General features: G+C 67.6%; 19 protein-coding genes. 6 read left to right on the forward strand and 13 right to left on the reverse strand.

Going from position 1 to position 19,513, the window contains the following annotated elements; genetic code table 11:
- Positions 1-2: 2 nt before the first annotated feature.
- The 6 genes from RTX79_RS05275 to RTX79_RS05300 form a co-directional block, all read right to left on the reverse strand.
- Positions 3-758, reverse strand: a complete 756-nt coding sequence (locus RTX79_RS05275; protein ID WP_312682433.1) for a hypothetical protein — start codon at positions 756-758, stop codon at positions 3-5.
- A gap of 100 nt (positions 759-858) precedes the next feature.
- Positions 859-2,115, reverse strand: a complete 1,257-nt coding sequence (locus RTX79_RS05280; protein ID WP_312682436.1) for a cysteine desulfurase — start codon at positions 2,113-2,115, stop codon at positions 859-861.
- A complete protein-coding gene (sufD, locus tag RTX79_RS05285; RefSeq protein ID WP_312682439.1) occupies positions 2,112-3,374 on the reverse strand; it encodes a Fe-S cluster assembly protein SufD in 1,263 nt (420 codons plus the stop codon). Before sufD ends, RTX79_RS05280 begins: the two co-directional genes overlap by 4 nt.
- Positions 3,374-4,138, reverse strand: coding sequence for a Fe-S cluster assembly ATPase SufC (gene sufC / locus RTX79_RS05290; RefSeq protein ID WP_312682441.1), 765 nt, complete (start codon positions 4,136-4,138; stop codon positions 3,374-3,376). The genes sufD and sufC overlap by 1 nt, the downstream gene beginning before the upstream one ends.
- Positions 4,139-4,219: 81 nt before the next feature.
- Positions 4,220-5,695, reverse strand: a complete 1,476-nt coding sequence (gene sufB / locus RTX79_RS05295) for a Fe-S cluster assembly protein SufB (protein ID WP_057508053.1) — start codon at positions 5,693-5,695, stop codon at positions 4,220-4,222.
- 16 nt (positions 5,696-5,711) lie between these two features.
- Positions 5,712-6,167, reverse strand: a complete 456-nt coding sequence (locus tag RTX79_RS05300; protein ID WP_042615235.1) for an SUF system Fe-S cluster assembly regulator — start codon at positions 6,165-6,167, stop codon at positions 5,712-5,714.
- A gap of 195 nt (positions 6,168-6,362) precedes the next feature.
- Here RTX79_RS05300 and RTX79_RS05305 point away from each other — a divergent pair, with 195 nt between their 5' ends.
- On the forward strand, positions 6,363-6,830 hold the full coding sequence (locus tag RTX79_RS05305) for an SET domain-containing protein (RefSeq protein WP_057508052.1): 468 nt from the start codon (positions 6,363-6,365) through the stop codon (positions 6,828-6,830).
- A gap of 87 nt (positions 6,831-6,917) precedes the next feature.
- Positions 6,918-7,460, forward strand: coding sequence for a type 1 glutamine amidotransferase domain-containing protein (locus RTX79_RS05310; RefSeq protein ID WP_312682444.1), 543 nt, complete (start codon positions 6,918-6,920; stop codon positions 7,458-7,460).
- 63 nt (positions 7,461-7,523) lie between these two features.
- On the opposite strand, the gene RTX79_RS05315 is transcribed toward RTX79_RS05310, so the two are convergent.
- The 4 genes from RTX79_RS05315 to RTX79_RS05330 all read right to left on the reverse strand — a co-directional run bounded on the left by RTX79_RS05315 (position 7,524) and on the right by RTX79_RS05330 (position 10,017).
- Positions 7,524-8,120 (reverse strand): DUF1439 domain-containing protein, encoded by a 597-nt coding sequence (locus RTX79_RS05315; protein WP_312682446.1) that lies wholly within the window; start codon positions 8,118-8,120, stop codon positions 7,524-7,526.
- A 77-nt stretch (positions 8,121-8,197) separates the two neighbouring features.
- Positions 8,198-8,722 (reverse strand): hypothetical protein, encoded by a 525-nt coding sequence (locus RTX79_RS05320; protein WP_312682448.1) that lies wholly within the window; start codon positions 8,720-8,722, stop codon positions 8,198-8,200.
- Positions 8,723-9,045: 323 nt separating this feature from the next.
- Positions 9,046-9,354: a DUF3861 family protein gene (locus RTX79_RS05325; protein ID WP_123700475.1), complete on the reverse strand. Its 309-nt coding sequence runs from the start codon at positions 9,352-9,354 to the stop codon at positions 9,046-9,048.
- Positions 9,355-9,618: 264 nt separating this feature from the next.
- Positions 9,619-10,017 carry an HU family DNA-binding protein gene (locus RTX79_RS05330; RefSeq protein ID WP_312682451.1) on the reverse strand — a complete coding sequence of 133 codons (399 nt, stop codon included), beginning with the start codon at positions 10,015-10,017 and terminating at the stop codon, positions 9,619-9,621.
- A gap of 351 nt (positions 10,018-10,368) precedes the next feature.
- Between RTX79_RS05330 and RTX79_RS05335 the strand changes: the two genes are divergently transcribed.
- On the forward strand, positions 10,369-10,800 hold the full coding sequence (locus RTX79_RS05335) for an OsmC family protein (RefSeq protein WP_057507030.1): 432 nt from the start codon (positions 10,369-10,371) through the stop codon (positions 10,798-10,800).
- Positions 10,801-10,878: 78 nt separating this feature from the next.
- Here RTX79_RS05335 and RTX79_RS05340 read toward each other — a convergent pair whose 3' ends face one another.
- Together RTX79_RS05340 and RTX79_RS05345 are read right to left on the reverse strand one after the other, a co-directional pair.
- Complete coding sequence (locus tag RTX79_RS05340) at positions 10,879-11,754, reverse strand: PhzF family phenazine biosynthesis protein (protein ID WP_312682454.1); 876 nt, start codon at positions 11,752-11,754, stop codon at positions 10,879-10,881.
- Between the two features lie 29 nt (positions 11,755-11,783).
- The gene (locus RTX79_RS05345) at positions 11,784-12,656 is read right to left on the reverse strand and encodes a PhzF family phenazine biosynthesis protein (RefSeq protein ID WP_312682456.1); all 873 of its coding nucleotides are present in this window, start codon (positions 12,654-12,656) and stop codon (positions 11,784-11,786) included.
- Positions 12,657-12,732: 76 nt separating this feature from the next.
- On the opposite strand from RTX79_RS05345, the gene RTX79_RS05350 reads away from it, so the two are divergent.
- From RTX79_RS05350 to murD, 3 genes are all read left to right on the forward strand, one after another.
- On the forward strand, positions 12,733-15,327 hold the full coding sequence (locus RTX79_RS05350; RefSeq protein ID WP_312682458.1) for a bifunctional aspartate kinase/diaminopimelate decarboxylase: 2,595 nt from the start codon (positions 12,733-12,735) through the stop codon (positions 15,325-15,327).
- Between the two features lie 98 nt (positions 15,328-15,425).
- Positions 15,426-16,778, forward strand: coding sequence for a UDP-N-acetyl-alpha-D-muramoyl-L-alanyl-L-glutamate epimerase (gene murL / locus RTX79_RS05355; protein WP_312682459.1), 1,353 nt, complete (start codon positions 15,426-15,428; stop codon positions 16,776-16,778).
- The gene (gene murD, locus RTX79_RS05360) at positions 16,759-18,165 is read left to right on the forward strand and encodes a UDP-N-acetylmuramoyl-L-alanine--D-glutamate ligase (RefSeq protein WP_312682461.1); all 1,407 of its coding nucleotides are present in this window, start codon (positions 16,759-16,761) and stop codon (positions 18,163-18,165) included. Before murL ends, murD begins: the two co-directional genes overlap by 20 nt.
- A gap of 141 nt (positions 18,166-18,306) precedes the next feature.
- Here murD and RTX79_RS05365 read toward each other — a convergent pair whose 3' ends face one another.
- Complete coding sequence (locus RTX79_RS05365) at positions 18,307-19,305, reverse strand: polyprenyl synthetase family protein (RefSeq protein WP_057507036.1); 999 nt, start codon at positions 19,303-19,305, stop codon at positions 18,307-18,309.
- Between the last annotated feature and the right edge of the window lie 208 nt (positions 19,306-19,513).

Genomic DNA, 19,513 nt, shown 5'->3' on the forward strand with positions numbered 1-19,513 from the left:
GCCTACTCCAATCGCTGATACTCGTCGCGTTCAAGCTCGAAGACGTCCACGCCATTGGTGATCCATGCGGCGAGGGGGGATCCGCTCTTGTAGCTCCCTATGTCCGGCGCGCTCGGCACGATGGGGCCGATGTCCCCATACGGATTGTCGAAGACGAAGGGGTGGTTGTGCAGGTGAACCTGATATGTCCAGCCCTCCTGCTGCAGCCGGGCCCTTTCGGCAAGCAGACGCGCCGAGGGTCGTGCCCCGATCACGTCGCCTGGCTTGTCGTCGAAATCGGCGACCATCACCTTGGCCATGCCTTTGCTGTAAATAGAGCCAAGGAACTCCTGGGGACGCTTCGTCAGGTCGACAAGATGCAGGAATTCTCGGAAAGCGACCTGGTCCATACAGGCGGGAGCACGGAAGCGGCCGATCGCACCCGACAGGATGCGTTCGTTGTTGCGGATGGCCTTCTCAAGCGACGCGCGCAATTCACTGCCCGGTGGGACACGGGGCAAGGCGTCGCGCAGGATATCGTCATGGTTTACCAGGATCTGCCTGGCATCCAGGGAGGTATGGGCGCGGACCCAATCCAGGTGCTCGCTCTCGCGCTGATCGGCTGCTGCCGGCCCGGGCGCGGACGGGAACGTGAACATCACGGTCCGGCCAGCCTTGCGGGTCTCGAGCACGGTTCTGTGCACAGACTGCTCGCAGGACGCGGCGAGCGCCGCGAAGGGGATCGACAGCAGCACGGCAAGTGCAAATGGACGGATCATCGATGCAACTCCTGGGACGCCGGATGGCCTGCACAGCATCCAGCCACGCGGCCCGATGCACATCAGGCAAGCGCGACACCCCGGCTCTGACCCCTTCTTCTCAACCCAGCAGCTTGCGGACCTTGTTCAGCGCCACGATGAAGCGCTCGATTTCTTCGTGCGTGTTGTAGAACGCCAACGAGGCGCGGCAGGTCGCGGCGACGCCGTAATACTGCAGCAGCGGATGCGCGCAGTGCTGGCCCGATCGGATCGCAACGCCTTCCAGGTCCAGCAGGGTGGCCAGGTCGTGGGCGTGCGCGCCCTCGACCAGGAAGGACACCACGGCCGCCTTCTCCGGCGCGGTGCCGAAGATGCGCAGGCCGTCGATCTTCTGCAGTTCCTCGGTGAAGTGCGCCAGCAGCTCGGCTTCGCGGGCTTCCACGTGCGCCAGGCCCAGCGATTCCAGGTAATCCACCGCCACGCCCAGCCCGATGAAGCCGGCGATGTTCGGCGTGCCGGCTTCGAACTTGTGCGGGGCCTCGTTGAACACGGTGCCCTCGAAGCTGACTTCCTTGATCATTTCGCCACCGCCGAGGAACGGCGGCATGGCATCCAGGTGCTCACGGCGGGCCCAAAGCGCGCCGGTGCCGGTCGGTCCGCACATCTTGTGGCCGGTGATCGCGTAGAAATCACAGCCGATCGCGGCCACGTCGACCTTGCGGTGCGGCACCGCCTGCGAGCCGTCGACCACGGTGATGATGCCGCGCTTGCGGGCTTCGCGGCAGATCTCGCGCACCGGGTTCACCGTGCCCAGCACGTTGGATACATGGGCCACGGCCAGCAGCTTGACCTCGGCGGTCATGGCGCGGCGCAGGGCGTCCAGGTCCAGCGATCCATCCGGGCTGATCTCGGCCACGCGCACGCTGGCGCCGGTGCGTTCGGCCACCAGCTGCCACGGCACGATGTTGGCGTGGTGTTCCATCCGCGAGACCAGGATGACATCGCCTGCCTTCAGCCGCGGCAATGCCCACGAATAGGCGACCAGGTTGAGGGCGAAGGTGGTGCCGCTGCACAGCACCAGCTCGCTGGCGCGCACGTTGAGGAAGCGCGCCAGCTTGGTGCGTGCGCCTTCGTAGGCGTCGGTGGCCTCGGTGCCCAGCGCATGCACCGCACGGCTGACGTTGGCGTTGTAGCGGCGGTAGAACTCATCCACCGCACCGATCACCTGCACCGGTTTCTGGCCGGTGTTGGCGTTGTCGAAATAGACCAGCGGCTTGCCGTGCACTTCGCGCATCAGCAGCGGGAAGTCCAGCCGCACGCGGTCCCAGTCCGGGGCGGCGCCGGTGTCGGCCTGCGGGCGCGGCGTGGACAGGTTCATGCCACGCCCGCCTCGGACAGGGCGCGGTCCAGCCGGCGACCCAGCTGCTCGCGCAGTGCGTCCGGCAGGATCTTCAGCGGCTCGTGGCAGAACGCAGCGCTGAGCAGGGCCTGCGCCTGTTCCTGCGGCAACCCGCGCGAACGCAGGTAGAACAGCGCATTGGCATCGAGCTGGCCGACGGTGGCGCCGTGCGCGGCCTTGACCTCTTCGGCGTCGATCACCAGCGTGGGCTGGGTATCGATCTCGGCGTCAGCCGACAGCAGCAGGTTCTTGTTGGACAGGTTGGCGTCGGTGCCGTCGGCCCCTTCGCGGATGTGGATGCCGCCGTGGAAGACCACGCGGCTGCGGTTGGCGGCCACGCCGCGCCACAGCAGTTCGCAGTTGGTGTCACGCGCGATGTGTTCGATGCCCAGGCGGGTATCCACGTGGCGGCGGCCGGTGCCCAGCAGCACGCCATTGGCGGTCAGCTGTGCGTTGTCGCCTTCCAGTCGCACGTTGAGCTCATGGCGGCTCAGCGCGGCGCCCAGTTCCAGGTCCACGCGGTGGTACTGCGCATCGCGCGCCAGCACCGCGTCGGTGCGCAGGAAGCTGGTCTGGCGCGTGCTGCCGGCCTGCAGGCGGGCATGCTTGAGCACCGCCTCGCGGGCAAGGTGGACATGCACCACGCTGTTGTCCAGGTGGGCGCCATCACCGGCCTGCAGGTGGTGTTCGACGATGCCCAGGCTGGCCCCGGCACGCAGTTCGATCAGCGAGCGGTGGTGCCAGGCCAGGTCGCTGCCGGTGGCCACGCTGGCGAACACCAGCTGCAGCGGCACGTCCACCTGCACGCCTTCGTCCACCCGCAGCACCACGCCTTCATCGGCCAGTGCCGCGTTCAGGCGGGCGAAGATTTCATCGCCGCGCTCATAGCGGCGGGCCAGCACGCGCGCGCCAGCTTCGTCGGCGGCCAACGCGGCCGACAGCGGCTCCAGCTGCACGCCGGCCGGCAGGCCGTGGGTGTCGCTCAGGCCGTCGTGCAGGCGACCGTTGACGAATACCAGGCGCGGGGCGGGAATGTCATCGAGCAGGGAGACATCCAGCGTCGGCGGTGCCAGCGGGGCAGCGCCGAAGCTGCGACGCTCCAGCTGGCGCAGCGAGGTGTATTTCCAGGCCTCGGTGCGCGGGCCAGGCAGGCCATCGCGCAGCGCGGCATCGAGCACGTCGCGGCGCGCGTCGCTGCCGCAGAACGTGGCGGCCAATGAATCCAGCAATGCGCTCATCAGACCGCTGCCTCCGGCACCACGCGGTTCTTCAGGAAGTCGTAACCGTGCTGTTCCAGCTGCAGCGCCAGCTCCGGTCCACCGGACTGCACGATGCGGCCATCGGCCAGCACGTGCACGAAATCCGGCTTGATGTAGTCCAGCAGGCGCTGGTAGTGGGTGATGACCAGGAACGAACGCTCCGGGCTGCGCAGTGCGTTGACGCCGTCGGCGACGCTCTTCAGCGCATCGATGTCCAGGCCGGAATCGGTTTCGTCCAGGATCGCCAGCTTCGGCTCCAGCACGGCCAGCTGGAAGATCTCGTTGCGCTTCTTCTCGCCACCGGAGAAGCCTTCGTTGACGCCACGGTGCAGCAGTTCGTCCTTCAGGTGCAGCACGGCCAGCTTCTGCCGCACCAGCTTCAGGAACTGCATGGAATCCAGCTCCTCCTGGCCGCGCGCCCTGCGCTGTGCATTCAGCGCCGCGCGCAGGAAGTAGGTGTTGTTGACGCCGGGGATTTCCACCGGGTACTGGAAGGCCAGGAACAGGCCGGCCGCCGCGCGCTCTTCCGGCGACAGCTGCAGCAGGTCGCTGCCTTCGAACTGCACGCTGCCTTCGCTCACGTCATAGCCTTCACGGCCGGACAGCACGTTGCCCAGCGTGGACTTGCCGGCACCGTTGGGGCCCATGATGGCGTGCACCTGGCCGGGCTTTACGTCCAGCGACAGGCCCTTGAGGATTTCCTTGTCGCCGATGCGCGCGTGGAGGTTGTCGATCTTCAGCATGGTGGGGGTTTCCGTGGTGCGGGCCCGGGGCCCGCCAATGATGTTTTGGTTCGAATGCAATACGCGGGGGCAGGGCGGGGGTCAGCCCACCGAACCTTCCAGCGAGACGTCGAGCAGCTTCTTGGCTTCCACCGCGAACTCCATCGGCAGTTCGCGGAAGACCTGCTTGCAGAAGCCGTCCACGATCAGCGACACCGCGTCTTCCTGGCTGATGCCACGCGCGCGGCAGTAGAACAGCTGGTCGTCGGAGATCTTCGAGGTCGTCGCTTCGTGTTCCACCGTCGCAGCGGGGTTCTTGACCTCGATGTACGGGAAGGTGTGCGCGCCGCACTTCTTGCCGATCAGCAGCGAATCGCACTGGGTGTAGTTGCGCGCGCCTTCGGCACCACGCTCGATCTTCACCAGGCCACGGTAGGTGTTCTGGCCGCGACCGGCGCTGATGCCCTTGCTGATGATCTTGCTCTTGGTGCGCTTGCCGACGTGGATCATCTTGGTGCCGGTGTCGGCCTGCTGGCGGTGATGGGTCAACGCCACCGAGTGGAATTCGCCCACCGAGTCATCGCCCAGCAGCACGCAGGAAGGGTACTTCCAGGTGATCGCCGAACCGGTCTCGACCTGGGTCCAGGTGACCTTGCTGCGCGCGCCACGGCATTCGGCACGCTTGGTGACGAAGTTGTAGATGCCGCCGACGCCGTTCTCATCGCCCGGGTACCAGTTCTGCACCGTCGAATACTTGATCTCCGCATCTTCCAGCGTGACCAGTTCCACCACCGCGGCATGCAGCTGGTTCTCATCGCGCATCGGCGCGGTGCAGCCTTCCAGGTAGGACACGTACGCCTTGTCTTCGCAGATGATCAGCGTGCGTTCGAACTGCCCGGTGTGGCCGGCGTTGATGCGGAAATAGGTGCTCAGTTCCATCGGGCAGCGCACGCCCTTGGGGATGAACACGAAGCTGCCATCGGAGAACACCGCCGAATTGAGCGCGGCGAAATAGTTGTCACCGACCGGCACCACGGTGCCCAGGTACTGCCTGACCAGCTCCGGGTGCTCCTTGATCGCTTCGGACATGGAGCAGAAGATCACGCCCTTTTCGGCCAGTTCCTTGCGGAAGGTGGTGCCGACGGACACCGAATCGAACACCGCATCCACCGCCACGCCGGCCAGCTTGGCGCGCTCGTGCAGCGGCACGCCGAGCTTGTCATAGGTATCCAGCAGTTCCTTGGGCACATCGTCCAGCGAGGCGTACTTCGGGCCCTTCGGCGCGGAGTAGTAGCTCAGCCCCTGCAGGTCGATCGGCGCGATCTTCAGCTTGGCCCAGTCCGGCATCGCCATGGTGAGGAAATGGCGGTACGCCTGCAGGCGCCACTCGGTCATCCACTCGGGCTCTTCCTTCTTCGCCGACAGGGCGCGGATGGTGTCCTCGTCCAGGCCCGGCGGCAGGGAATCCGATTCGATGTCCGTGATGAAGCCGGCCGAATACTTGCGGCCAAGCTGCTCGTGGATCTCGCGATTGGGGGTGTCGTCGGTGACGACGGTATCGATGATGTCGGTGGCCATGGGGGCTGCCTGTGGATCAGGAGACGACAGCGGCCGCGATGGCACGGCGCTGGGAGTCGTCAACAAGGGGAAGGGGGGAGAGGATCTGGGCGAGCGTGACCGCACGCAGCGCCTCGGACACCACGTCGTTGATCAGCCGCCAGCTGCTGCGCGCGCCGCACTTGGGGGCCATGTTGCACTGGTGGTTGTCGTGGCTGCATTCGGTCAGCGCCAAGGGACCTTCCATGGCCTCGACCACCTCGAACAGCGAGATTTCGCCGGGCGCGCGGGTCAGCCGGTAGCCGCCGCGGACGCCGCGCAGGCCTTCGACCAGCCCGGCCTGGGCCAGCGGCTTGAGCACCTTGCTGACGGTCGGCGGTTCCAGGCCGGTGAACTCGGCCAGCTCGGTCGCACTGAGCACCTCGGCCGGACGAGCGGCGAGCACGGTCAGCACCACGGTGGCGTAATCGGTGAGCTTGGTGACGCGGAGCATGGGGGTCTGCAGCTGATTTGCAAAGCGGACCGAAATTGTACTCTTTTATGCGCCCGCGTCCAAGCCAGGCCTTTCCGGGGCGCCGACCCGTGGGGTCGCCGCGAGCGCGCAATGGTGCGGCCTGGCCATGATTTTGGCAATCACGAAGATTAAGGGAGAATCAACGCTCCTCTTTCCAGAACGCCCCCTGCGCCCATGCCGAAGAAGATCAAAGCCCGCAAATCCGCCATCCATGGCAACGGCGTGTTCGCCATCGCGCCCCTGAAGCAGGGTGAGCGGGTGATCCAGTACAAGGGCCTGCTGCGCAGCCACGCCGACGTTGACGCCGACGACAGCGGCGACGTGGAAAGTGGCCACACCTTCCTGTTCACCCTGAACGACGACTACGTGATCGATGCCAACTACAAGGGCAACGAGGCGCGCTGGATGAACCACAGCTGCGATCCGAACTGCGAAGCGTTGATCGAGGAAAGCGAGGACGGCAACACGCGCGAAGACAAGGTGTTCATCGAAGCACTGCGCGATATCGCGCCGGGCGAGGAGCTGGTCTACAACTACGGCATCACCCTGGCCGAGCGCCACACCGCGCGGCTGAAGAAGATCTGGGAGTGCCGCTGCGGATCGAAGAAGTGCACCGGCACCATGCTGCAGCCCAAGCGCTGAGTTGCACGCCTCGTCCACATCGGTATCACCGCCGGAACATGGGCCGGCGGTGATGCTGGCAGCTCCTTTACACATCGGAGCATCCCCATGGCACAGCGTCTTGAAGGCAAGAAGATCGCGATCCTGGCCACGCACGGTTTCGAACAGTCCGAACTGACCGATCCGAAGAAACTGCTCGAAGGCTGGGGCGCGACCACCCGCGTGGTGTCCCCCGCCAAGGAAGGCAGCATCAAGGGCTGGAAAGAAAAAGACTGGGGCGAAGCGGTGAGCGTCGACCTGGCGCTGGCCGATGCCAACGCGGACGACTTCGACGCGCTGCTGTTGCCCGGGGGCCAGATGAACCCCGATACCCTGCGCATCGACGAAGCCGCGCTGGCCTTCATCGAAGCCTTCGGCAGCGCCGGCAAGCCGGTGGCGGCGATCTGCCACGGCCCGTGGCTGCTGATCAATGCCGGTCTGGCCAAGGGCAAGCAGGTGACGTCGTGGCCGTCGGTGCGCCTCGATCTTGAAAACGCCGGCGCGCAGTGGCGCGATGCGGAAGTGGTGGTCGATGGAGCGCTGATCACCAGCCGCAAGCCCGACGATATTCCGGCTTTCAGCGAAGCCCTGGCAAAGGCACTCGACGCCTGAGGCTCACTGGCAGCGCCGGGCAGGGTCCGGCGCTGCCGGTCCGCTGCCTGACACCCGGCCGCCTCACTTGCCCAACAACCCCGGCGGCACCATCGTGCCGAGATCCTGGTTGAAGGTGACCTGCAGGCGGCCGTTCTTCACCTGTGCCGACTGCACCTGCAAGGTGCCCAGCAGGCTGGCGACGGCCGGGTCGATCCGATAGATCGGCTCACGCTGTGCGTAGTCGCCCAGCCATGCGTTGAGCAGTGACTTGGTGCGCGAATCCAGGCGCGCGCCCTGCTGGGCCGGCACGAAGTCTTCCATGGTGGGCTGCTGCAGGTGGAAGCCCTGGGTCTGCTGGTCGTAGCGCAGGCCGCTGCTCAGTTTCACCGTGCCCAGCTTCGCCGGCGCGCCACCCGCCGTGGCCAGCGCGATATCCATGCCCAGGTTCAGGCGTTCGCCTGCCGGCAGCGTCAGCTGCGGGTGGCTCATGGTCAGTGCGATCAACCCGCCGAGCGCGTCCTGCGTGCGTGGGAAACTGCTTTCCAGGTACTGCTGCACGTCGCCGGCACCCACCGACAACTGGCGGCCATCAATGGACGGCGCGGCCTGCGCGCCGATGGCGGCGGCCACCAGCACCGTGGCGGTGGCCAAGCGGGTGAAAAACGGACGAAGACGCATGGTCGTGGCCATCTGAAAGGGAGACATGCAGAAGATAGCCGGTCGCACTGAACCGCGCGTGCATGGTGGTGGAGCGGTCAGTCCAGCACCGGCTGCAGGCGGGCCGCCTGGATCAGCCAGCCACTGCGCTGCGGGTCCGGCACCAGACGGTACCAGCCGCTGTAACGCAGGGTGGTGGTGGCCGTGAGCACGCGCACGCGCACCGGCACTTCGATCAGGTGGGTGGGGCGCTGCTGGTCACGCGCCTGCGGCGGCTGGGTGCTGATCCGCAGGTCACGCACATCGCGCAGCGAACGCAGTGCGACATCGTCTGCCCGCCCGGGAGGCGGGGCGACCATCCAGCTGGCATCGGCCTTGTCGAAATCGCGGCGCAGCAGGTGGCCGGCGTAGGTACGCACCACCGCGCCCGGATCCGGCGCATCAGCGGCGACGGCCGCCAAAAGCGGCAGCGCATCGGCGTCACCAACCGCGGAAGTGCCGGCCGGCGCTGCGTCTGTGGGTTGCCCGGCGACCGCAACGTCCGCTGCAGGCGGAGCATCTGCCGCGCGCTGGCACGCACCCAGCAGCATCAGCATCGGGAACAGCCAGCCGGCACCGCGCATCGGTCGCACTCGTCAGAACGGAAGCAGGCAGTGTAGCCAAGGCACCTTTGCGCCTGCCATCAGGTTCCACCCCGGATGCCGCCAACCACGGGTATCCCGGTCACCCCCACCTGCGCCCTGCGGGCCGTCGCTACCAAGAACCCGAGGCCGCCATGAACCTGTCAAAGGCGGGGCGGTGAGGCCGTGCAGGACCGTCTGTTGCCATGGATGGCAACAGCGAGCCCCCAAGGACGGGTTAACGGCGTGTCCTGCACGGCCTCATCGCCCCGCCAACAGGCAGTCCTGCAGCTTCTGACGTTGCCGTTGCTGTTGCAGCCTCACCCTCACGCCGGGGCGTGCAGGCTGTCCAAAGCGTCCAGCGCCGCATTGAGCTTCACCGCGTGCGCGGCCAGCGGATGGTTGGGTTCGTCGACGTGACGCTGCACCACATCGCGCAGGATCTGGGCGGCGATCAACACCGCCGCGCGTTCATCGCCACTGAAGCCCGCCAGCCGCGGGGCACCCTCGAGCAGGCGCATCCAGTCACGCTGCGCGCGATGTTCCACTTCGATGGTGCAACGGCCGCTGCACTGCAGGCCGTCTTTTTCAATCGGCGTAACGGTCAGGCGATAGCGGGTGGAAGGGCTGGCCATGGCGGGCGTCCATTGGGGGATGCATCCACCATAGGGCTGCCATGCAGGCACTACGACCAAGCCCGCTGCACGCAGTGTTCCATTGTCCCGCAGATGGGCCGCCCGCGTCGGCCGCAACGCCTTGCAGCACAGCACCTCGCACCGCTGCGCGCGGCATCGGCCAGCAACGGCACACTGTGTTGCGGCCCGCATGCGACGCCGCAAAAACGAACGGGACGGCCATCAGCCGTCCCGTTCGCGGTGAAACCCGGTATGCCGGCGCGATTAGAGCGCGGCGTCCTTGAGCTTCTTCAGCGGGCGCACCTTGAGCTTGGTGGTGGCCGGCTTGGCGGCGAACCACTGCTCTTCCTTGGTGAAGGGGTTGATGCCCTTGCGCTTCGGCTTGGCGGCGACGCTGACGGTGGTGATCTTCAGCAGGCCCGGCAGGGTGAAGCTGCCCGCGCCCTTCTTGTGCACCGAAGAGGCAACGGCGGTCTCCAGCGAGGCCAGCACCGCGCACACGTCCTTGGCGACCACGCCGGACGCTTCAGCGATGTGCGCAACCAGGCCGGACTTGGTCAGCACGTCCTTGATCGGCTTCGGCGCGGCCGGCTTGGCGGCTGCCTTGGTAGCAACTTTCTTTACTGCCTTCTTCGGGGCAGCCTTCTTAGCGGTCTTTGCCATGGTTTCCTGTTCCGTGAACGGTTGGTTGTTTGGTCATGCCGACCCCGTCGGCAAGCGCAATGTAGGGCAACTACACCGCGCCGCCAATAGGTTATACGCGGAAAAGCCTGCTTTTTTCGCTGCCACTCGACCTTTGTCGGGGGGCATGGTCGCCAGCCGGTGCTGGGGCATCGCACTGAAGCCGTGGAATTGGAAGGGAAAAACCCGGTTTTCCGGTCACGGCGGAGGCCCTGCCGCGCGATGCTGGCCGTTCGTCGGAACGGCGTGCGCCATCGCGTCGCAGCAGAGCGACGCGACGCTAACGCGGGCCTGCGTACGGTAGGTCCCGAACTCAACCGAAGGAGCTGCACAATGGGTATTTCGCGCCGCGCCACCGCGCACTGGGAAGGTGACCTGAAGACAGGCAAGGGACAGTTGAGCACGCCACAGAGTGGCCTGCTGGACAATACCCGCTATGCCTTCAGCAGCCGCTTCGGTGATGAGAAGGGCACCAACCCGGAAGAACTGATCGCCGCCGCGCATGCGGGCTGCTTCACCATGGCGCTGTCGGCCAAGCTGACCGAAGCGGGCTTCCCGCCCGAGGCGCTGGACACCGAAGCCCAGGTCGACCTGTCGATGGAAGGCGGCCCGCAGCTTTCGCAGATCACGCTGAAGGTCAAGGCCAAGGTGCCGGGAATCGAGGCGGAGAAGTTCCGTGCCATCGCCGATGACGCCAAGCAGAACTGCCCGGTCTCCAAGGCACTCAGCGCGGTACCGGTGGCGCTGGAAGCCGAGCTGCTCTGACGCCGCAGGCCTGGCAGGGACGGCCGCTGGCCGTCCCGCTTACCCGGTAGGGACGGCCGCTGGCCGTCCTGTCACCTGCTACCAATGGATCGTGCCGCGGATGACCGTCTGCACCTGGCCACCGGACCACACTTCGCCTTCTGCATCCACATGCAGGTGCAGGCGCGCATCGTGGCCGACCTCGCGGCCCTGGCTGACCACGTAGTCGCGACGTCCGCCGGGCAGTGCGCCGCGCTCGTCCAGCCATGCCGCCAGCACCGCATTCGCCGCGCCCGACGCCGCATCCTCGAAACGCCTGCCGTTGCCCACGAAGGCACGCACGGCCAGGTCCCATGCCTGACCGCTGCAGCGCGCATACGCGAACACGCCCATGCTGTCGGTGGATTCCGCCAGCGCCGCGACCGCGTCCCAATCAGGCTGCAGCCTGCGCAGCGCGGCTTCGTCCGTCAGTTCCACCACCCACCAGCTGCGTCCGCCCTGCATGCGTGCCGGCGGCAGGGCACCCAGCGACCAGCCACGCAGGACGCTGGCCAGCCGGGCATCGGCAGGGTCGACCACCTCGGCGACCGATGCGCGCGGGGTGCGGATGGCGATACGGCGCTGCGCGCCATCGCCCTGCACGCGCAGCGGCAGCATTCCGGCAATGCCGTCCTGTACCAGCACCCCGTCCACCGGCACGGCCAGTGCGGCCTCAAGCACCGCGTGAGCGGTGCCGATGCTGGGGTGGCCGGCGAACGGGACTTCCTTCTGCGGGCTGAACATCCGCAGGCGATAGCTGCTCGCCGCATCCTGCGGCGGGAACACGAAGGTGGTCTCCGGCAGCCGGGTCCAGCGGGCGATGGCCTGCATTGCGGCCGCGTCCAGGCCCTCCGCATCCAGCACCACGGCAAGCGGATTGCCAGCGCCCGGCGAAGGCGAGAATACGTCCAGCTGCAGGAAACGGCGGGTGGTCATCGGCAGGCTCCGTAACGGGGTCGCGCAGCTTACCAGTGCACCGTGCCGTCGATGACCGGCTGCACCTGTCCGCCGATCCAGGCCACCCCGCCGCCGTCCACGTGCAGGTGCACGCGGCCATCGCGGCCGATTTCGCGGCCCTGGCTGGCGATGTAGCGGCCATCGTGGCCGGGCAGCTGGTGGCGCTGGGCCAGCACGCTGGCAATCAGCGCGTTGGCGCTGCCGGTCACCGGGTCTTCCGGCACGTTCACCGCATCGCCCGGGCAGAACGCGCGCACCACCAGGTCGTGGCCGTCGGCGCATTCGTGCGCATACACCGCCACGCCGGTGGCATCGGTGGCGTTGGTCCAGTCGCGCAGGGCGGCCATGTCGGGACGCAGCTCGCGCACGGCACGGGCATCGCACGCAGCGAGCAGCCACCAGCGCGGGCCGTTGTCCCACAGTTCGGCGGCCTGCGCGGGCCCGCCCAGCGCCTGCAGGCTGGCCGGCAGCTCGCCGGGGTCCACCGCGCAGCGGCGGGCGGTGGGGCTGGCCAGGTGGATGGTCGGCGCGGCATGCGGACCGTCCACCCGCACCGGCAGCAGGCCGGCGGCGCACTGCTGCAGCAGCGTGCCATCGCGCGGAATCGCCAGGCCGCTGGTCACCGCAGCCCAGGCCGCGCCGACGCTGGGGTGGCCGGCGAAGGGCAGCTCGCTGCCGGGGGTGAAGATGCGGATGTGGTAATCCGCACCCGGCGCGGTGGGTGCCACGAAGAACACTGTCTCGGACAGGTTCAGCCACGCGGCGAGGGCCTGCATGGCTGTGGGGGACAGGGTGTCGGCGCCGAGTACCACCCCCAGCGGGTTGCCGGTGCCGGGGCGCGGGGCGAAGACATCAAGCTGAAGGTAGCGGTGGGCGGTCATGGGCGGCGTCTTGGGCTTAGAATCGGGGGTTCCGCTCCTCGCGGGCGGTCTCCCCCACCATAACCAGAATACTTACATGCCAGTTTCTTCCCCTGTCGATCGCTGGATCGTACTCAAGTTCGGCGGCACTTCGGTGTCGCGTCGCCATCGCTGGGACACGATCGGGAAACTGGCGAAAAAACGTGCGGAAGAGACCGGCTCGCGTGTGCTGGTAGTGGTTTCGGCGCTGTCCGGGGTGACCAACGAGCTGACCGCCATCGCCGATGGCGCGGCTGACAGCCGCACGCGCGTGGCCGCGCTGGTCGAGCGCCACCAGGCCTTTCTGGACGAACTGGAGCTGCCGCGCGCGGTGCTGGGCGAACGCCTGGCCGCGCTGCAGGCGCTGCTGGACGATGCGCGCGCCGCCGCGCGTACGCTGGACTGGCAGGCCGAGGTACTGGGCCAGGGCGAGCTGCTGTCGTCCAGCATCGGTGCCGCCTACCTGCACCAGAACGGCCTGGACATGGGCTGGATGGATGCGCGGCAGTGGCTGGACGCGCTGCCGCCGCTGCCCAACCAGAGCCCGTGGTCGCAGCGCCTTTCCGTCAACTGCCAGTGGAAATCCGACGAGGCATGGGCGCAGCGCTTCCGCGCGCAGCCGACCCGCCTGCTGATCACCCAGGGCTTCATCGCGCGGCACGCCGACGGCGGCACCGCGATCCTCGGCCGGGGCGGTTCGGATACCTCGGCGGCGTACTTCGGTGCGCTGCTCGGCGCCAGCCGCGTAGAGATCTGGACCGACGTGCCGGGCATGTTCAGCGCCAATCCCAAGGACGTGCCCGACGCCCGCCTGCTGACCCGGCTGGATTATTACGAAGCGCAGGAAATCGCCACCACCGGCGCCAAGGTGCTGCATCCGCGCTCGATCAAGCCGTGCCGCGATGCCGGCGTGCCGATGGCCATCCTGGATACCGAGCGCCCGGAACTGCCTGGTACCAGCATCGACGGCAGTGCCGCGCCGGTGCCGGGGGTGAAGGCGATCAGCCGCCGCAACGGCATCGTGCTGGTGTCGATGGAAGGCATCGGCATGTGGCAGCAGGTCGGCTTCCTGGCCGATGTATTCGGGCTGTTCAAGAAGCATGGGCTGTCGGTGGACCTGATCGGTTCGGCCGAAACCAACGTCACCGTGTCGCTGGATCCCTCGGAAAACCTGGTCAACACCGATGTGCTGGCCGCGCTGTCGGCGGACCTGTCGCAGATCTGCAAGGTCAAGATCATCGTGCCCTGCGCGGCGATCACCCTGGTCGGCCGCGGCATGCGCTCGCTGCTGCACAAGCTGTCCGATGTCTGGGCGACCTTCGGCCGCGAGCGCGTGCACATGATTTCGCAGTCGTCCAACGACCTCAACCTGACCTTCGTCATCGATGAGACCGACGCCGACGGCCTGCTGCCGATCCTGCATGCCGAGCTGATCGACAGCGGTGCGATGCCGGTGGAAGAAACCGCGGTGTTCGGCCCGCGCTGGCGTGAAATCGCCGGCACCGTGCGCCCGCGCGGCACGCCGTGGTGGCGTGGCCAGCGTGCGCACCTGCTGCAGCTGGCCGAAGCCGGTACGCCGCGCTATGTCTACCACCTGCCGACGGTACGCGCCCGTGCGCGCGCGCTGGCTGCGATCACGCCGATCGACCAGCGCTACTATGCGATCAAGGCCAACAGCCATCCGGCCATCCTGGAGACGCTGGAAGCCGAGGGCTTCGGCCTGGAGTGCGTCTCCCACGGTGAGCTGAAGCACGTGTTCAATGTGCTGCCGGGGCTGTCGCCCAGGCGCGTGCTGTTCACCCCCAGCTTCTGCCCCCGCGAAGAATTCGAGGCGGCGTTCGCGCTCGGCGTCACCGTCACCGTGGACAACGTGGAAGCCCTGCAGCGCTGGCCGGACCTGTTCCGCAACCGCGAACTGTGGCTGCGCGTGGACCTGGGCCGTGGCGAAGGCCACCATGCCAAGGTGCGCACCGGCGGCAAGGAATCCAAGTTCGGCCTGCCGATGGCACGCGTGGACGAATTCGTGCGTGCCGCCACCGAGCTGGGCACCACCATCGTCGGCCTGCACGCGCACCTGGGCAGCGGCGTGGAAACCGCGCAGCACTGGCGCCTGATGTGCGATGAGCTGGCCGGCTTCGCCCGCCGCATCGGCACCGTGCAGACCATCGACATCGGCGGCGGCATGCCGATCCCCTACAGCGAAGAAGACGAACCCTTCGACCTGGAGGCCTGGGCCGAGGGCCTGGCCGAGGTCAAGGCCGTGCATCCGGCGTTCCGCCTGGCGATCGAACCGGGCCGCTACCTGGTGGCCGAATCGGGCGTGCTGCTGACCCGCTGCACCCAGGTGGTGGAAAAGGAGGGCGTGCGCCGTGTCGGCCTGGATGCCGGCATGAACACCCTGATCCGGCCGGCGCTGTATGACGCCTGGCATGACATCGAAAACCTTAGCCGGCAGGGCGGCTACGCCGAAGCCGCGTTCGATGTGGTGGGGCCGATCTGCGAGTCCAGCGATGTGTTCGGCAAGCGCCGCAAGCTGCCGGCGTCCACCGCACCGGACGATGTGATGGTGGTGGCCGATGCAGGGGCCTATGGCTACGTGATGGCCAGCACCTACAACCAGCGTGCGATGCCGCGCGAGGACATCCTGGAATGAGCGGCGCCTGCTTCGCGCCGGCGCCTGTCGCTGCGCATCACCCCCCTGCAAAAACCGCCTGCGTGCCCGCACGCAAACGTGCCTGATCCGGATACCCCATGACTGCTTTCGATAAACACCAGGTTGCCTGCTTCCGCTTCGTCCGCTGCGATTTCGCCGCGGACACCGGCGTGGCGCGCCTGGTCTACGCCTTCGACCACGGCCCGGAGATGGTGGAAACCATCACCGTGCCCGGCGCCCCGTTCTCTCTGTCGCCGGAGCGCGCCGCCGCGGTACAGCGTGCGCTGCAACTGCTGCATCTGATCGCCGGCGTGAGTTATTACAAGGCGGGCGTGCCGGACACGGTGGCCATCGATGGCTATGCGATCGACGCGGAAACCGCAGCCCTGGTGGAAAGCATCTACCTGCACGGGCTGGGCGAGTTCGCCTACCGCAACGGCCTGAACCTGCGCGGGCGCTTCCGCCTGCCGGTGGCCGGCGAGGTGGCGCCGGCGCCGGCGCTGGGCCTGCAGCCGCATGCGCTGGTGGCCATCGGCGGGGGCAAGGATTCGCTGGTCAGCATCGAAGCGCTGCGCCGTGCCGGCGTGGATGAGACGGTCACCTGGATCGGCGGCTCACAGTTGATCCGCGCCTGCGCCGAGCGTACCGGCCTGCCGACCCTCAACCTGGGCCGCGCGCTGGCGCCGGAGCTGTTCGAGCTCAACCGCCAGGGGGCCTGGAACGGGCACATCCCGGTGACCGCGGTGAACTCGGCGATCATGGTGCTGGCTGCGCTGCTGCAGGGCGTGGACCAGGTGGTGTTTTCCAACGAACGTTCGGCCAGCTATGGCAGCCAGATCCCGGGCACCGGCGAGGTCAACCACCAGTGGTCCAAAGGCTGGGCGTTCGAGCAGGCCTTCGGCCGCCACGTACAGCGCTATGTCGCCGCCGACCTGCAGTACTACTCGCTGCTGCGGCCGATGTCCGAACTGGCGGTTGCACGCCAGTTCGCCAAGACCGATTTCTACGACGCGCATTTCTCCAGCTGCAACCGCAATTTCCATATCCTCGGCGAGCGTCCGGTGAACCGCTGGTGTGGGGTGTGCCCGAAGTGCCACTTCGTGTTCCTGGCGCTCGCACCGTTCATGTCCAAGGCGCGGCTGGTGCGCATCTTCGGCCGCAATTTGCTGGATGACCTGGACCAGGCCGGCGGCTTTGACGCGCTGCTCGAATTCCAGGACCACAAGCCGTTCGAATGCGTGGGCGAGGGCAAGGAGTCGCGCGCGGCGATGGCCACGCTGGCCACGCGCCCGGACTGGAAGGAAGACGCGCTGGTGAAGCGTTTCTGCAACGAGATCCTGCCGCAGCTTGATGCCAACGAACTGGCCGTGGAGCCGATGCTGGAACTGCAGGGCGAGCATCGCATCCCGGCCGCGTTGTGGGAGCGGGTGCGTGAAAATTTCGCAGCTTGAGGGAAAGCGGGTCGCGTTGTGGGGCTGGGGCCGTGAGGGACGTGCGGCCTACGCGGTACTGCGCGCGCGCCTGCCGGCGCTGCCGCTGACGTTGTTCTGCCCGGCCGCCGAAATGGACGCGGCGCGGGCGGAGGCCAGCACCGCGCTGGATGTCCGCGGCGAACCCAGCGCGGATCAGCTGGCCGGCTTCGATGTGGTGATCAAATCGCCGGGCATCAGCCCCTACCTGCCGGTGGCGCAGGCGGCATTGGCACAGGGCACGCAGTTCATCGGCGGCACCGCGTTGTGGTTCGCCGAACACGCCGCCGCTGACGGCACGGTAGGCAACACGATCTGCGTGACGGGTACCAAGGGCAAGAGCACCACCACCTCGCTGCTGGCGCACCTGCTGCGCGCGGCGGGGCATCGCACCGGGCTGGTCGGCAACATCGGCCTGCCCTTGCTGGAAGTGCTGGACCCCCGGCCGGCGCCGGCGTACTGGGCGGTGGAGCTGTCCAGTTACCAGACCGGCGAGGTCGCCCGTAGTGGTGCGCATCCGCAGGTCGCGGTGGTGTTGAACATCTTCCCTGAACACCTGGACTGGCACGGCAGCGAACAGCGCTACATCCAGGACAAGCTGGCGCTGGTCACCGAAGGCGCGCCGCGCATCGCAGTGCTCAACGCGGCTGATCCGCAGCTTGCCGCGCTGACCCTGCCAGACAGCGAGGTGATCTGGTTCAACCAGCCGCGCGGCTGGCACATGCGGGGCGACATCGTGCACCGCGGCGAACAGCCGGTATTCAACAGCTGCGATACGCCGCTGCCGGGACGGCACAACCGCGGCAACCTGTGTGCGGTGCTGGCGGCCATCGAGGCGCTGGGGCTGGACGCGGTGGCGCTGGCGCCGGCGGTGCAGTCTTTCCGGCCGCTGCCCAACCGGCTGCAGCGCATCGGTGCGCGCGAGGGCGTGGTCTACGTCAACGATTCGATCAGCACCACCCCGCACGCGAGCCTGGCCGCATTGGACTGCTTCGCCGGGCAGCGCATCGCACTGCTGGTGGGCGGGCATGACCGCGGGCTGGACTGGAGTGACTTCGTCCAGCACATGGCGCACGATCAGCCGCCGCTGGAGATCGTCACCATGGGTGCCAACGGGCCGCGGATCAACGCGTTGCTGCAGCCGCTGGCCGACGCCGGCCGCTTCGGCCTGCACGCCGCGCAGGACCTTGCCGAGGCAATGACCCTGGCACGCGCTGCGCTGGGCGCTGCTGGCGGGGTGGTGCTGCTGTCACCGGGCGCCCCCAGTTATGGCGTATACCGCGACTACGTCGCCCGCGGCCGTCATTTCGCCGAACTGGCCGGTTTCGACCCCGACCTGATCAGCGCGATCCCCGGCATCGGTCTTTGACCGCGAACTGCTGCGGGTGGAGCAGGTAGCGCCGAGCCGTGCTCGGCGGGACGTTGGCGATCATGCCTGCTGCACCGCGCCGCTGCGCTCGCCGACCATGGGTCGGCGCTACCGGTCAGACGCTGGGTCGGCGCTGCCGGGTCAGTGGCTGCGGCTGACGGCGTAGCGGGCCAGGCCGCGCAGGGCAGCTACCGCATCGTTGTCGGCCAGGCCGTCCAGCGCGCGTTCGGCGGCGGCGGCGTATTCCTCGGCGCGGTTGCGGCTGTAGTCCAGCCCGCCGGTGGCATGGATCGCTGCCAGCACCTCGGGCATCGCACTGGCGTCGCCATCCTGCACGATGCTGCGCAGGCGCTGGCGGGTGGCCTCGTCGGAATGGGCCATGGCATGGATCAGCGGCAGGGTCGCCTTGCCTTCGGCCAGGTCATCGCCCAGGTTCTTGCCCAGTTCTTCGGCGTTGGCCGAATAATCCAGCACGTCATCGGCGATCTGGAAGGCATACCCCAGCGCCATGCCGTAGTCGTACAGCGCCTGCTGGGTGGCCTCGTCAACGCCGCTGGCCAGCGCGCCCAGCCGGGTCCCGGCGGCGAACAGCACCGCGGTCTTGCGCTCGATCACGCGCAGGTAGGCGGCCTCGTCGGTGTCCGGGTTATGCACGTGCAGCAGCTGCAGTACTTCACCTTCAGCGATGCGGTTGGTGGTGTCGGCCAGGATCCGCATCACCGGCATGCGGTCCAGTTCCACCATCAGCTGGAAGCTGCGCGAGTACAGGAAATCGCCCACCAGCACGCTGGGCGCGTTGCCCCACAGCGCGTTGGCGGTGCTGCGGCCACGGCGCAGGCTGGATTCGTCCACCACGTCGTCGTGCAGCAGGGTGGAGGTATGGATGAACTCGATGATCGCGGCCAGCTGGTGGTGTTCCGGGCCGGCGCCGCCGACCGCGCGGCCGGCCAGCATCACCAGCATCGGGCGCAGGCGCTTGCCGCCGGCCGAAATGATGTGGTCGGCGATCTGGTTGATCAGCACCACGTCCGAAGCGAGCCGGCGCCGGATCAGGGCATCGACGGCGGCCATGTCGTCGGCGGCAAGCGTCTGGATCTGGGGCAGGCCCAGGGCGGCACGGGTGTCTTCGATGATGGTCATGCGGTCTGGCTTCAAGGCTCGCCGCCAATTATAGGCGCTGGCCGTGAATTCGGGCGCATGTGCGGGCGGCGGGGCCGGCGAGTGGACTGGATCAGTCGCGGAAACGCTCCGTGAGCCGTGAATACGTATGCAGCCGGCACCATGCCGCAGGGCCCGAGGCTAAGCTTCCTCAGCTGCATTCCGGCCCGTGTTTCCGCAGGGGCCCACA

It is taken from the genome of Stenotrophomonas chelatiphaga (assembly GCF_032054965.1).
Classification (GTDB): Bacteria; Pseudomonadota; Gammaproteobacteria; order Xanthomonadales; family Xanthomonadaceae; genus Stenotrophomonas; species Stenotrophomonas chelatiphaga.

Bases quoted from the DNA above. Each gene is read 5' to 3' on its own strand.
- RTX79_RS05275 (WP_312682433.1), bottom strand. From the start codon at position 758: ATGATCCGTCCATTTGCACTTGCCGTGCTGCTGTCGATCCCCTTCGCG.
- RTX79_RS05280 (WP_312682436.1), bottom strand. From the start codon at position 2,115: ATGAACCTGTCCACGCCGCGCCCGCAGGCCGACACCGGCGCCGCCCCG.
- sufD (WP_312682439.1), bottom strand. From the start codon at position 3,374: ATGAGCGCATTGCTGGATTCATTGGCCGCCACGTTCTGCGGCAGCGAC.
- sufC (WP_312682441.1), bottom strand. From the start codon at position 4,138: ATGCTGAAGATCGACAACCTCCACGCGCGCATCGGCGACAAGGAAATC.
- sufB (WP_057508053.1), bottom strand. From the start codon at position 5,695: ATGGCCACCGACATCATCGATACCGTCGTCACCGACGACACCCCCAAT.
- RTX79_RS05300 (WP_042615235.1), bottom strand. From the start codon at position 6,167: ATGCTCCGCGTCACCAAGCTCACCGATTACGCCACCGTGGTGCTGACC.
- RTX79_RS05305 (WP_057508052.1), top strand. From the start codon at position 6,363: ATGCCGAAGAAGATCAAAGCCCGCAAATCCGCCATCCATGGCAACGGC.
- RTX79_RS05310 (WP_312682444.1), top strand. From the start codon at position 6,918: ATGGCACAGCGTCTTGAAGGCAAGAAGATCGCGATCCTGGCCACGCAC.
- RTX79_RS05315 (WP_312682446.1), bottom strand. From the start codon at position 8,120: ATGCGTCTTCGTCCGTTTTTCACCCGCTTGGCCACCGCCACGGTGCTG.
- RTX79_RS05320 (WP_312682448.1), bottom strand. From the start codon at position 8,722: ATGCGCGGTGCCGGCTGGCTGTTCCCGATGCTGATGCTGCTGGGTGCG.
- RTX79_RS05325 (WP_123700475.1), bottom strand. From the start codon at position 9,354: ATGGCCAGCCCTTCCACCCGCTATCGCCTGACCGTTACGCCGATTGAA.
- RTX79_RS05330 (WP_312682451.1), bottom strand. From the start codon at position 10,017: ATGGCAAAGACCGCTAAGAAGGCTGCCCCGAAGAAGGCAGTAAAGAAA.
- RTX79_RS05335 (WP_057507030.1), top strand. From the start codon at position 10,369: ATGGGTATTTCGCGCCGCGCCACCGCGCACTGGGAAGGTGACCTGAAG.
- RTX79_RS05340 (WP_312682454.1), bottom strand. From the start codon at position 11,754: ATGACCACCCGCCGTTTCCTGCAGCTGGACGTATTCTCGCCTTCGCCG.
- RTX79_RS05345 (WP_312682456.1), bottom strand. From the start codon at position 12,656: ATGACCGCCCACCGCTACCTTCAGCTTGATGTCTTCGCCCCGCGCCCC.
- RTX79_RS05350 (WP_312682458.1), top strand. From the start codon at position 12,733: ATGCCAGTTTCTTCCCCTGTCGATCGCTGGATCGTACTCAAGTTCGGC.
- murL (WP_312682459.1), top strand. From the start codon at position 15,426: ATGACTGCTTTCGATAAACACCAGGTTGCCTGCTTCCGCTTCGTCCGC.
- RTX79_RS05365 (WP_057507036.1), bottom strand. From the start codon at position 19,305: ATGACCATCATCGAAGACACCCGTGCCGCCCTGGGCCTGCCCCAGATC.